The sequence below is a fragment of the Phyllobacterium trifolii genome (assembly GCF_014192095.1).
Taxonomy (GTDB): Bacteria; Pseudomonadota; Alphaproteobacteria; order Rhizobiales; family Rhizobiaceae; genus Phyllobacterium; species Phyllobacterium trifolii.
This window is the reverse complement of record NZ_JACHXN010000021.1, coordinates 30,130-43,477: the sequence shown is the minus strand read 5'-3', so window position 1 is coordinate 43,477 and position 13,348 is coordinate 30,130. Positions and strand designations below refer to the sequence as shown.

The window sequence follows — 13,348 nt, the reverse complement described above, 5'->3', positions numbered from 1 at the left end:
AGGGCCCGATAGACAGGGCCCTTTTCCTCATTTCATTTTGACGTTAGGTTCACGCGACCAAATTCGCAAATTTCCGAGAAGTTCGATAAACGAGGCAACATCCTTTGGCGCAGCTAGCAGGATAACGCCCTCATCGAGACCTTCGAAAATGCCGGCCTTTTCAAATAACGGTAGGGCAGCGGCGGTGTAGGCAATGAACTTACAGTGAGCAAAAGCGTCCGCCACAAAATCCCGCGCCGTCGACTCTTTCAGCAGGTCAATCATGCCGCTTTCCGAGGGTAAAACGGCAACTGCATCATAAAGCACGGAAGGACCACCATCGATCATCTGGTGACCTTCGACGAACGAGCCGTCTGACGCTTGAGCGCCGCCAATTGTCGGAGTAATAATCTCGAAAGTCGCTTTCTCTGCGAGCAAGGCCTTTTGAAGTGTTAGAACCAGCTTGGCATCAAACCCATCCGTCAACAAAATGCCGAGCTTCCTGCCCTCAAAGCGTTGCGGACCTTTCTTGATTATGCTGAGTGCGGGTGATGGAGCAAGGTCGTGCCTTGTAGGAACAGCGGCGTCAGCCGGCGACGGCAATTCTTTCAGGCCTAGCCCTCGAGCGACTTTCCCCGCCAAGGTATCGTCAATGTTCAAAAGATGCGAAACGACGCGTTCACGAATAACCGGCGTTTTGACTTTACTGAGCTCAAACGTCAGTGCTGCCGCGATATGCTTTTGTTCCGGCAACGTCTGGGAGATGTAAAACTGGCGGGCCTGACTGTAATGATCTGCAAAGGATTCAGCCCGCAGCCGAACTTTTTGACCAGATTCAGCATCGGCAAATGCCCGGAAGCCCTTGTCCGGCGATTCTCTCGGACCTTCTCCCCATGAGTTAGGCTGGTAGTTCACCCGGCCGATAGGGTTGCGCATGGCCATATGTCCATCTTGCTGGAAATTGGCGAACGGACATTTGGGGGCATTGATGGGGATATGGGTGAAATTGGGTCCTCCGAGCCGTTTCAGCTGCGTGTCGAGATATGAGAAGTTACGCCCCTGAAGCAGTGGATCGTTTGAAAAGTCGATACCCGGTGGTACGTTTTGGGTCATGAACGCGACCTGTTCCGTCTCGGCAAAGAAGTTGTCGGGCATGCGGTCAAGAACAAGCCGTCCAACAGGGATCGGCGGCAGGATTTCTTCGGGGATGATCTTGGTTGCGTCCAGGATGTCGAAGTCGAAATTGTCGGCGAATTCTTGATCGAACAATTGCACCTGCAATTCCCATTCGGGAAATGCGCCTGATTTGATCGATTCCCAAAGGTCGCGGCGATGGAAATCCGGGTCAGCGCCATTGATCTTGACAGCTTCATTCCACCCGACTGATTGGAGGCCCAGTTTCGGCTTCCAGTGGAATTTCACGAAGGTGGATTCGTCCTGATTGTTGACGAAGCGAAATGTGTGAACACCGAAACCTTCCATGAAACGAAACGAGCGCGGGATGGCCCGATCCGACATGACCCACATGATCATGTGCATGCTTTCCGGGGTCAGGCTGATGAAGTCCCAGAAGTTGTCATGTGCCGATTGTGCCTGCGGAAAAGCCCGGTCAGGCTCCTGTTTGACAGCATGGATTATGTCTGGAAACTTTATGGCGTCCTGAATGAAAAAGACCGGGATATTGTTGCCGACGAGGTCCCAGTTCCCCTCCTGAGTGTAGAGCTTGACGGCAAATCCTCTCACGTCCCGTGCCAGATCGAACGAGCCTTTGTTTCCGGCAACTGTTGAAAACCGCACAAATGCCGGGGTTCTCTGGCCGGCTTTTTGAAACAGATCCGCCCGCGTATATTTTGCAAGAGATTCGTAAGTCTCGAAGAAACCATGGGCTCCGTACCCACGAGCATGCACAACCCGTTCCGGAATTCGTTCGTGGTCGAAGTGAAATATTTTCTCGCGAAAATGGAAATCCTCAAGAACCGTAGGGCCCCTTGCGCCAATCTTCAAGGAGTTTTGATCATCTGCAACTGGACCGCCCTGAGCGGTCGTTAATATGGGTGTGGTGCCTTCAGCAACCTGATGCAGTTCGCCACCATTGCCGCGGCGTAATTTCTGATCGTGCATTGTTGCTTCATCAGTAAGTTTTTTTGGTGTTTCAGACATGGTCTAGTCCTCTTAGGGAGAGTGCATGGGTGATCCAAGTGGATTATCTTTTCTTGTTTTTGCCTCCTCCAGCAGCATCGGAGATGGCGTCGAGATCGGCGTCGGTCTGCATTTCTTCCTGCAAGGTGGCATCGAACAGGTCGACGGCATCAGTTAGCCCCAGCGACGTTGCCAGCTTCTTGAGTGCTTTGTATTTGACGATCTCGTAATGCTCGACCGCTTGGGCACCGGCGATCAAACCAAGGTCAAGTGCCGGACTATCCGCATACTCCGCGATGATTTGCTCGCCCTCTTCGATGATGGCATCTATGGCAGGGCAAGTCTTGCCCTTTGCCGGTTTCCCCAAGGCATCGAACACTTGTTCCAAACGTTGGATATGTGTCCTGGTCTGTTCGAGATGTTTTTCGAAAGTGCCCTTGAGACTTGCCGCCTTCGCCACGGCCGTCATTTTTGGCAGAGCGGCAACGATCTTGTTCTCACCATAGTAAATATCTTTCAAACCATCATAGAAGAGGTCTTCGACAGTTCTGATTTGCATGAGGATGCTCCTTGTCAATAGTGCAAACCTAACTTGCCGCCGCCGAAGATGTTCCCCTGTCGTCTTGATTTAGCGTGATTTTCAGGTGTTGAGCGACCGGGGCCTCTTAAATGCATTTAAAATAAACCTGGCCGTGACCGATTTCGCCCATCCAGCTCGCGGTGAGACAACACCTGGTTCAGCAGTATCATTGCCTCCCGAGCAGCGGCACGGAATGGGGCGCGCGAATGTTCGAGCATCGGAGGCAGCTCAAGTGACGAATAACCAAATTGCCATCGCATCTTCGTACTCCGGCCCGCCTTTGTCAGGCCAGTGGTTAAGCATCAAGAACAAGGCTTCTAGTGGATCCTCAATGTTGCATTCACCGCCGTCCGATCGGACAGTGACTGGGATTTGCCACAACAAATTTTCCGCTTCGTCGACCAACGTCGTCCCCCGCAGTTAAGCCGAAACATCATTTAGAGATGGGCAACGGTTTTACGACGAGGTCTGCCTCTATTTTCTTCCTGTTGCCATCGTACTTAGCTATCAACTTCTCGGCGTCTCGTTGAGCATGAGGGACTTGAGATAATCGACTTCATCCTTCTCACCAGCGGCGACTCTCGCGGTCTGTCGATCTTCGTATTGACTTATCGTCAGCCATAATTTTCCTCCAACTTTCACCAAGCCACCAACCAGCGAGGCCCGCCACGTTACAGTCAGGGGAGACAGGGCTGCGACGGGCCTCTGTCGGTAAGGTGTCAATGCTTCCGACTACCCCACAAACTTCAGTCACAGGGAATTGTTCCGCGGTCTTTTTGCGTTTTCTCGGTACCAATCAAGGGTGCGACGTTGGTGGTTTCAGATATGCAGCACTACTACGATCTGCTCCTTGTTACGGGACGGTTGTTGCTTCTCGTATTGATGCTCTCGGTGCCAAGGCGCGATGGTGGCCGTGCCTCACCTGAAGTCCCCCTCGGCATTTCTCAAATGCATCGAATTTGGTCGAATAGACGGTTTTGGCGTCTCAACTCCTCGGCGAGAGGAACATACTCCTCGCGGCGGCCGTTATCCGGAAGGGTTGACAGAAGACCATTTCGGCACATGCGATCATCATCCCAGCCAAGATGGTCAAGGATAGGATAAAGGCAAATACCTTCCAACGGCACACCAGCAGACATAGCAATGCGGGCTTCCGAGCAGACATGTCGTAACCATGCCGGCCGCGCTTCGTCCTCGATCCCGGTCTCTGCTATAAAAATCGGCTTTCCATACCGGGTGAATGTATCCAGCAACATTGAATTCAAGGGTCTGTATCGCGGATCGTCTGAGCTGAGAGCGCCGCCTTCGAAAACCCACTGATTGTGTCGATAGTAATTCACCCCAATGATATCGAGAAAGCTTTGCTGGCCGCCAAGTTGGGGCCAACTGGTCCCACATATCATGTCCCAGGCTTCGAACTGTGCCCGGCGGTGACCTTCTGCAGCATCACGTTCCCATGGCCGAGCCGGGTCCACCACGACGTTGATGATCGGATCGCAATGGACAAAACGGGCGCGAGGATCGATGTCGAGAATGGCATTCATAGCTGCAATCGACGATCGCACCAGTTGGACCTTCAGTTCTAAACCTCGGTCGTGGGCAAATGGATTTAAATAGGCAACGTCGCCGCCGCCCCACGCCATGAAGGAAATTTCGTTTATCGGAGCATAAAACGGGATATCGTCACTATATTCCTTTACTGTTTTGGCAGCCGCAGCGGCGAATAATGCAAATCGCGTCACGAATTCCGGTTTCCAGATATCGAGGCCGCTCGGCCAACCGTAATGCAACAGGTCCCAAATGACTTGGGTTCCAGCCTCCCGGGCGGCTTGCAGCATCGGGAGGAAACTATCCCAGTTGTACTTCCCGGTGCCACGGTCGATCAAATGCCAGCGAATACCATCACGAACCGTCGATATGGAATGCTCATTCAATTGCGAATAATCAGCTAGTGTAGAAATATCGTGTTTCGTCGAAGCGAGTATGTCGAGGCGGCGTCCAGAGGTCAATTGGTGGGTGGAGCATTCAAACCCGCCTTGAAAGAAGGACTGGAATAGACCTGCGGGCGACATCATATCCGCTGCGTTGGGCTCAGTATTTTCAAGAAACAATCCTTCTCCCAAGCGTCAATGCGAGCTGGTCAGCGTTTGCTGAAAAAGTTTTGAGACACCCGCTCATGATCGAGAAGCCACTTTCTCATCGCTCGTGACAGCCTGCAAGCGGCGATAGGTAGCCAAGGCTTGGCCGACAACCTGATCCATATTATAGTATTTATACGTGCCAAGACGCCCGACGAAAGTGACATTGGGACTTGCATTGGCAAGTTGCTCGTACCGCTTGAAAAGGGCCTGATTTTCCGGACGCGGGATCGGATAGTAAGGGTCTCCCTCTGCGCAAGCAAACTCATAGCTCACGCTGGTTTTCGGGTGAACTTGTCCGGTAAGGTGTTTGTACTCTGTAATCCGGGTATACGGAATTTCTTCTGATGGATAGTTTATCACGCCCACAGGTTGGACGCGTCGCTTATCGTGCGTTTCATGTTGAAACTGCAAGCTTCGATAGGGCAGCGCTCCAAACCTGTAACCGTAATATTCATCGATTGGCCCGGTAAAAATCGTATGAGCTGCCTTATAGTCTTTACGCACATCAGAAAACTCTGCCTCCAGCAGGATATCTATATTGTCATGGTCAAGAATATTTTCAAACATTCGCGTATAGCCATGGAGGGGCATGGCCTGGATACTGTCCTGAAAATAACGGTCGTCAGTGTCTGTGCGTGTCGGAATCCGCGCAGTGACGGATTTATCGAGCTCGGAGGGGTCGAGACCCCACTGCTTGCGGGTGTATCCCTCGAAAAAAGCACGATAAAGGTCACTACCGACAGTGGCGACAACGACATCTTTTGACGAAATGATCGCCTCCAGGTTTTCCGCGCGACTGGCCAGAAAAGCCGCGGCTTGTACGTCATTGCGAAGGTCAAGTCCATAAAGTCCATTGAGCGTGGTGCGATTGATCGGGATCGGAAGCAGGGTTCCCGCCACATCCGCAAGAACGCGATGTTCGTAAGAACGCCAAGCGGTAAACCTGGAAAGATAAGAAAAAATTGCGTCGCTGTTAGTATGAAATATGTGCGGGCCGTATTTGTGGACAAGGATGCCACTAGCATCGTGGAAATCGTAAGCATTGCCACCTATATGAGGGCGACGATCGCAAAGCAGCACGCGTTTTCCACCATCAGAGGCCAGTCGCTCCGCCAGCACCGAGCCGGCAAAGCCAGCGCCGACAATGAGATAGTCGTACCGCTTCCCGGAACTGTTGCGATGACTGAGCGGCGAATGGGAATGATCTTGTCCAGATTGCGCTCTGCGAACCATTGCGGCATCGAGATGCGCGTTCATACGGTTGAAAGTTTCATCCCAGGTACAGGACGCGAGGACTTCATCAACCCCCGCCAACCAAGGACCATCCGACTTTTTGAGTAAAAGCGCCCTCTCACAGAGCTCGATAAATTCCTGACTATCTTCGGCGATGAATACGCCTTTGACTCCACCATAATGACGAACCACATCCTTGATTGGCGTCGAGACTACGGGTCGCCCCGCGGCAAGGTACTCAGGCGTTTTTGTTGGGCTTATGAAACGCGTCGCGTCGTTCAATGCAAACGGCATGATCGCCACGTCCCACCCGGCGAGATGGGCGGGAAGGTCCGCATAGGGGACCTGGCCAACGTAGTGGATATTGGGGGCACGCGGCAAATCACTTCGGGAGATTTTCACAACTGGCCCAATCAAGACAACAGACCATTCCGGTCGAGCCGCCGCCGTCGCCGCGATCAACGCCAAATCCAGGCGTTCGTCGATAACTCCATAGTAACCCAAGGTAGGACGGCCCATGGTTGTTGCGCCAGCAGGTTGAGAACGTCCGCTGCGGGCAATGCGAAAGTGCTCGATGTCAACGCCAGAAGGAAAAGGATGGATGTTATCGTGGAGAAGCCGCTTTGCTTCGAACAGACTGTATCCACCTGTGAATACGACATCTGCCCTTCTTATTAATTCAGTTTCCAAAGAATGCAGACGCGCCGGCGCGCCTAGAAAATTCGCCAATTCGTCCATGCAGTCATAAATCACCAGTTCAGCGTCGATCCCCCCTGCAAAATCGTACATCATCGGCGTGTAAAACCAGAAGGTTGGATTTTTGCCCCCGCTCAAGTCAATCAATTGGCGCACGAGTTCCTCCAACGCATCCCGGGTGCGGGTATCGGAAAATGAATGGGGAATGCGGGGGCGGATGCATTTGACACCGGACCCCTTAAACGCGTGGAATTCGAGGTAGGCCGCGTGGTGATCGGTGCGGATCATTTCTTCAAAGAAGAATACTTGCCTATTGATTGCAAACCGCTCCATGAGATGCTGGGGGCGTTGATAGACAAAGTCCCATCTGAGGTGAGAAAAACATATGATTGGGCCGTGCTCGTCGACGCTGTTGTGCTGAAATATAGTGGCGTTCTCGCGTATGTTCATCAGGACTCCTAATGGTAGGTTTGTCCTTCGAACCGCTGGCTACCAACTAGGTTCCTTAAACAGGGCTAAGTGTACCATACCGCACAATAATTTAGCCCGTACGATTTGGATATAGTGTCGAGCGGTTCTGCGTCAGGCCCATGATGAGGCCGACCAGCCGAGCGGACAATGGGAAGCTCGTTCCTATCGAGTTCGGTCACGCGGAAGACGCCACCGATTGGGCGCGCTATCATGCGGTCTAATGGGCCCGTTTTTGGCTCGGACTCGCGAAGCTCGACCTGTTATCGGTGGACATAGAGAACATTCTACTTCGGATATGCGGAGGCAGATTTTTGCGCTTAAGGCAAGCGCCCACCCATAGCTTTCTCCATCCTGCCTCGAACTTCCGGCGCTGCGTGGATCACGTGCTAAAAATCGTCGAGCTATCTCCAACTCTCCGTCTTACAAATGCCCCCTGCGCCGCATCGCCATTTGGACGATGTGAAGCTCTTGCGCTGTTGCGACGCTGCTTCAACGGCGCTTTATTGTGTAGGATCGAGCTCGTTTGCGTCCAGTGCTCATGTCGCGCGTGGCTACGCGTTTTACTTCTTCATCCTCGGTATCAGACATCGGTCGGTCGATGTCTTCCCCTGCTTCGTCACCTGATGAACTCGCGACACCCTCCACGGTAGAAACCTGCGGATCGCCGGTTCGGTCGTACTGCGACGGGGGCAAGTCTTCCGACGCTGTTGGCGACCAGCCTTCCGAACGCCACGACTGGGCTCTTTCGTCGATGTCGACGCTGCCCTCGTCATCGAGAATGTCAAGGGCTTTGTCGGCCAGTTCGCCGCTCACATCCGTGACTGTGACCAAAAACCCGCCGCGGCGAACGCCCTCGAAGTACGCGTCCCTGTCCTCGGCGGGAAAAAAGAAATCGCCAATAGATTCCCAAAAGCCCATACGGCGCTCGTCGGACGTTGCATTGGGATCCAGGGTGTCGTCGCCTTCGACAAGACGAACTTTATCGTGATCGATTCCGGCATCCACCAACCGCAATATGGCTCGTTCCGCCATTTCGCGATCTTCGTAAAACGCCGTCAATGTATTGGAAGCACTTGGGTCATGATCCGCGCTTGAGACTTCGTTATAACTGGACATTTTGCAGCCTCCGATTGTTTGATCTCACTCTCATGGCCGCCGTTCTGGATGTGACGTATAAACGCAACGGCACGTTCCGAAAGTCGGTCTTGCGCTGCTAACAAACGGCTTCTCAAATGGTTCCCAGAGCCGCAACATTGGAGACTTTCCTGGACTGTCCCGAGCCACATAACTGCCCAAGGCGGAATGTTCAGTGGCATGATCACCCAAATTTGCCTTCGAGATGGGTGGATTGGGTGCCCGCCACGCCCACGGCGTAAAGCAGAGCCACCGCCCATCGGCTCGTCTGGTCGGGCGGCGAAAAACTGCTCCAAAGAAGATTCTTGCACCCAAGAAGCGCAGTTGCTGATCGTGGCTGTCGTATGAGTTTGTTCATTGATTTCGTGTTGAGCCGCTTCTGCGCCGGCCGATTTTTGTTGCGATTGAGCAGCTTGCCATCGCCAATTTATTGGTGGTCAAATTTCCGTAGCGATAGTAGCTTCGATACGCTGTGGATGGTTTTATAAAAACGGCTGCGTCGCCTTTATTGCTATCGTTCGCGGCCGGGACGGATCGATACAAACACAGGACGAATTCCATGCTAGGATTCACTGCGCTTGAGCTGGCCCGAATTCAGTTTGGTTTCACGAGGCCGCATGGGCTGTGATCGCGCCCATTATGATTTAATGTTATTCTGTTACTTATTCACCCAGGACCCTCGTGATGTTCAACCCTGACGCAAAAGTACGCATATTCATCCCGGATGAAATACTAACAAGTACCGTCAAAACGTTCAGCAATGCCAAGGATGCCCTTGCAGCGATGAGCGGGCATTTAGTCCTCAAGGTAGAAGTTCACGGACACGGCCCAATGACCCCGGATCAGTTTATTGCTTGTTGCGCCGAACTCGGCTTGACCAAACAATAGCTGGCTCCACGTCTTAAACGTCGTTTGCGCATGGCCCTTCCTTCCCGTTAATCTTTGCTCCAGCCGCGCGGTAGCTGATGCCATCAGACGCCATCGATCGGCAAAATTGCAAATGGACTTGCTTGAACAATGCTCAGCTCAATTGACTTATAATTATAACCATCCATATTGATAATAATAAACTGTGCGAGGTCATATGAGCAGCGTTGATCAATCGCTGGCTGACGAACTTTACCGCGATCTACGGACGCTAACGACGGATGGAATCGTTGGTAAGAAATCAGCGTTTCCGCGTGAATGGGCTGAATCGATGCGCGAAGATATGATGACCGCTTTTTGGTCGGCGATTCAGCAGCCAGGCGGAGCAGTAGGACGCGGCCCGCGGCGCTGGTATGTAGAAATCCATCCTGAGGAGTTTGGAGGATTTGTTGATCTTGTTACGCACCCGTGGGTTGTGGGGATGTGTGAAAGGACCCTTGGAAAGGACTACCAAATTGTCGAGATCGGTTTTGATGTTCCGTTCCAAGGTGCCAAATATCAGCCCTGGCACAGAGATTTCCCTTCGCCGGCAGAAACCTATGCTGATCGGCGCATCACATCCTTGGCTTTTAACTTGACCGGCGTGGATGTCACCGAGGACATGGGGCCGTTTGAAGTCGCGCCTGGCACTCAATACGTTGATGGTCGAGACTGGAAGCATGAAATGTTTCCACCCAAGGAAAGCTGGCCGGAGTTTCAGAGCAAAGCCGTTCGCAAGTTTCCCCAACTCGGTGATATTTCGTGCCGTTCGGCGCTGACCGTGCATAGGGGTACAGAGCATGCATCACCGATTGCTCGCCCGGTGCTGGTGCTAGGGGTCGATGCTCCTGGAGCAGGACACGCGGAGCTGCATGACCTGATGGTGACACAAACCTATTTCGATGCCTTACCCGATTTAGTGAAAGAGCATTTGGTATGTCGTGTGGTAGATACGTTGGAACCTGTGATTCAAAAGCACGACATCGAAGGATTGGTCATGGGTGCGGATCCTGAATAATCTGCTGAGTTGAACTATATCGGCATATTGCTTACGTCGGTAAGGCTGGTATTGGCTGGAATTGATTGTAGATGGAGTACTTGACGTCGTTCCAGTCTTGGGTGCCTCCGACACCTGTTGCGCCTCAAAAGCTTTCGCCGGATCTCGAACTACGTGCCGGAGACGTAAACCTCGGAACCGTCTAGGGGAAAATCAATAGCACGGTCGATTTTACCTAATCTGTCAACTCGCCGAGGGTGTCTGCAACCACCGCTCCCCGCTCTCCCATGGGACGGGGTGCTCCGGTGGTGCTGTCCTTCGCAGTCTGCTGCTCGAGTTCTGCGTTGAGTTCCGCTCCGAGGATCAGGATTATCAACGAGATCCAGGTCCACATCATCAGGCCGACGACCGCGCCCAAGGTCCCGTAGGTTGCGTTGTAATCTGCAAAGTTGGCGAGATAGAACGTGAAAGCGGCGGAGGCAATGATCCACACCAAAGCGGAGAAGATAGCTCCGAAAGAGAGCCAGCGCCACTTTGCGTATTCGCGGTCGGGGCCGAACCGATAAAGGACAGAGACAGCAAGAGCGGCAATTACCGCCATGACCGGCCATCTGGCTATGTTGATCAGGGCCTCGCTCCAGCCGGTTAGTCCAAGTGACGCCAACAGCGCGGGGATGGCTCCCAGAACGGTAATGAGGACAATCCCGAAGAACAGGCCACCGGATGTAAAAAGGAATGAAATCAGGTTCAACCTCAAGAAACCGCGGCTTTCGTCTTCCCCATATGCGACGTTTAGAGCTTCGAATATGGCCTTGAAACCGTTGTTTGCGCTCCACAGGGCCACCAACAGTCCCAGCACAAACCCGACGCTGAGCGCTTTCACATCCTGGGTTGCCAAGGCCTCAAGCTGAGCTTGGATCAGGTCAAGGGCATCGTTCGGCAGAACTCCCGCAAGCAACGATATGTTGCCGGCAACCGTGGCGCGATCCGCCAGAAAACCATAAAGAGACACGAAGGCCGTAAGTGCGGGAAACAGCGCCAGCAGCAGATAGAAGGTCGAACCAGCAGCTATCAGCATGACCCGATCTTGTTCCAAGGAATGGTAGACCCTGAAGAGAACATCCTTCCATCCACGTGCCGGAATTTCGCCTGGGGACTCCGCCTCGCGACCCCTCGCAGGCCCAAGCGGCTCCTCCTGCTGGCCCGCCGCTTTGTCGATTGAGTAAGACCCACCCGTATTCCGTCGGAGCGTGATCGATACGGGTGCTGTCTGGTGTTGGAGGACGCGCAGTGCCGTTAACAACGCCAACGCGTAAAGCGCGAATGCGATCCGCTTCATATCAATTCCTCGTTTGCCATCCGGGCAGTTGAGGAGATAACCGCTATGGAAAACGGTTGGTTACCCGCAATGCAAGGTTTCAATGAAACGAGCGTGAAAACGCCCACGAAGCCCATTTTTTACGTGAGCCTAACGGTAACCGGCTCGCGCGCTACGTTGCCATCATTCAAGCTTTCGAGGATCGACAGGCCATGGGTGGGCGCTCGACGGAGTTAGAGAAAGCTCAAGGCGATTGGTCTTTGTTCTCGGGTTTTTGGTCGTTCATCTAGGGCCTTTGCCCAGGAATACCAGACGGACATTCCGCCCGCGATCACCATTCCCGATCAGGTCGACACGCGGCTCGAAACGTTGAAGCTCAGGGGCGGGTTTCCGGTGACGCGACTGTCGAGAACGTCTACGACATGATTGTGTGCTTGAGGTTTGTCGGGAACACCGTTGCGTGCCGGTAGTGCTGCCCTGGACCTTGCTCTAACGATGTTTCGTACAGGGTGAGTATCTGCTGAAATACAGACAAACAAAATGGAGATCACGGAGATCGATTAAGGATCCGTTTTCGCAAGCACATAATCGACATCAAGGATGCGCTTGCTCATGCCCGTCATCGCTACGACGGGCTCGATCTGATATTGGAGTCGGTCTCGGACTCCAAGCTTCGCGGGGCCTCACAGGAAATTTTTACGTCGCGGGCGAAAAGTTGGATGTCGTTGATGATATGCTGGACGACCTCTATCGACAGCTGTCTGATGTCGATAGGATGCCGGAAGCTTTACGCGTCGAAACGAGAATGACACGTCTGAGGCATCAGTTCAAAGTGACTTCGGCCACATCTTTCTTATAGTCTGCTTTCGGATCTACTCCGATAAGCACTTTGATACCTGCCAGAATACTCGATCCGTTCAACCATATTTCAGCGCGGTCCGCCTCGAAGCGGAGCAGAACAAGTTTAGGATCGTCTTTTCCGTGCTCGTACCACGCCGCCACAAAGGCGTTCCACAGTCGATCGATTGTGGCGCGATCGTTGTGGACAGCAACCGATCCATGAACGGAAGCAAAAAGATCGTGGCCTTTTGCGGCGAAGGTTGCTACGGCCCGGCTGTTTTCCCCAAGGTTTTGGACAAGCGAGCTTTCAGTTGAGGTAAAGAAGAAGATGGGCCCATGATCTCCCTCTATCTGGGCCGTCATAGGTCGCGTGTGGCTCTCTTCCACCCCCACCAGGCCCAACATCATTGTCATGTCGGATTTTAGCGTTTCCCAAAATTTTTGCTGCAGTTCTTGAGGGGTTGTCATCTTCCGATCCTTTCTGAAATCGGATTGTAAACTGTCCCGGTGGACAAAAGTTCCTGCCGTTTGAGCTGATAAGATGGGCACACCCCGGTCCTGGCGTCCGTCGCTGATAGAACTACATATCTCCCAAACCCAACTGATCGCTAAAATTGAGCGATTTCGATCTGGGGGAGGTCGCGATCCAAATCTCGCGAATGCTAATGTTAGATAGGGTAGCCTGGAGCCTGGACGTTTTCGGCCTATTTGTGGCGAACTGATACGAAACTTTGCCGGCTGTAACGAATTTTGGCAAACTTGTCAGAAAGCTCTAACACTCTGGCTTTTGTATCTGACAGGCTGCGCCCTCGCCTTCGAACGCGGGACCATGCAGATCAACCAGACATTGGCATCCAAGCGCAAGCGTGGTTTATCCGCCCTGCCGCAGACGCGGGCGGATCTGTATCGGGAAA

General features: G+C 53.0%; 9 protein-coding genes. 2 read left to right on the top strand and 7 right to left on the bottom strand.

The window, feature by feature from the left end:
• Positions 1 to 27: 27 nt before the first annotated feature.
• From katE to FHS21_RS24215, 5 genes are all read right to left on the bottom strand, one after another.
• Positions 28 to 2,139 carry a catalase gene (gene katE / locus FHS21_RS24240; protein ID WP_112529813.1) on the bottom strand — a complete coding sequence of 704 codons (2,112 nt, stop codon included), beginning with the start codon at positions 2,137 to 2,139 and terminating at the stop codon, positions 28 to 30.
• Positions 2,140 to 2,182: 43 nt separating this feature from the next.
• Entirely contained in the window at positions 2,183 to 2,677 is a 495-nt protein-coding gene (locus tag FHS21_RS24235; RefSeq protein ID WP_183664529.1) for a YciE/YciF ferroxidase family protein, read from the bottom strand.
• 965 nt (positions 2,678 to 3,642) lie between these two features.
• Positions 3,643 to 4,809 (bottom strand): glycoside hydrolase family 1 protein, encoded by a 1,167-nt coding sequence (locus FHS21_RS24225; RefSeq protein ID WP_376772202.1) that lies wholly within the window; start codon positions 4,807 to 4,809, stop codon positions 3,643 to 3,645.
• 63 nt (positions 4,810 to 4,872) lie between these two features.
• The gene (glf, locus tag FHS21_RS24220; protein ID WP_376772201.1) at positions 4,873 to 7,218 is read right to left on the bottom strand and encodes a UDP-galactopyranose mutase; all 2,346 of its coding nucleotides are present in this window, start codon (positions 7,216 to 7,218) and stop codon (positions 4,873 to 4,875) included.
• A 510-nt stretch (positions 7,219 to 7,728) separates the two neighbouring features.
• The gene (locus tag FHS21_RS24215) at positions 7,729 to 8,355 is read right to left on the bottom strand and encodes a hypothetical protein (RefSeq protein ID WP_112529805.1); all 627 of its coding nucleotides are present in this window, start codon (positions 8,353 to 8,355) and stop codon (positions 7,729 to 7,731) included.
• A gap of 702 nt (positions 8,356 to 9,057) precedes the next feature.
• Here FHS21_RS24215 and FHS21_RS24210 point away from each other — a divergent pair.
• The gene (locus FHS21_RS24210) at positions 9,058 to 9,261 is read left to right on the top strand and encodes a hypothetical protein (protein ID WP_183664525.1); all 204 of its coding nucleotides are present in this window, start codon (positions 9,058 to 9,060) and stop codon (positions 9,259 to 9,261) included.
• Positions 9,262 to 9,457: 196 nt separating this feature from the next.
• Complete coding sequence (locus FHS21_RS24205) at positions 9,458 to 10,297, top strand: phytanoyl-CoA dioxygenase family protein (RefSeq protein ID WP_112529803.1); 840 nt, start codon at positions 9,458 to 9,460, stop codon at positions 10,295 to 10,297.
• Positions 10,298 to 10,511: 214 nt separating this feature from the next.
• Here the strand turns inward: FHS21_RS24205 and FHS21_RS24200 are convergent, their stop codons facing one another.
• The gene (locus tag FHS21_RS24200) at positions 10,512 to 11,615 is read right to left on the bottom strand and encodes a YihY/virulence factor BrkB family protein (protein WP_183664523.1); all 1,104 of its coding nucleotides are present in this window, start codon (positions 11,613 to 11,615) and stop codon (positions 10,512 to 10,514) included.
• Between the two features lie 801 nt (positions 11,616 to 12,416).
• Positions 12,417 to 12,983 carry a pyridoxamine 5'-phosphate oxidase family protein gene (locus tag FHS21_RS24195; protein ID WP_312879925.1) on the bottom strand — a complete coding sequence of 189 codons (567 nt, stop codon included), beginning with the start codon at positions 12,981 to 12,983 and terminating at the stop codon, positions 12,417 to 12,419.
• Between the last annotated feature and the right edge of the window lie 365 nt (positions 12,984 to 13,348).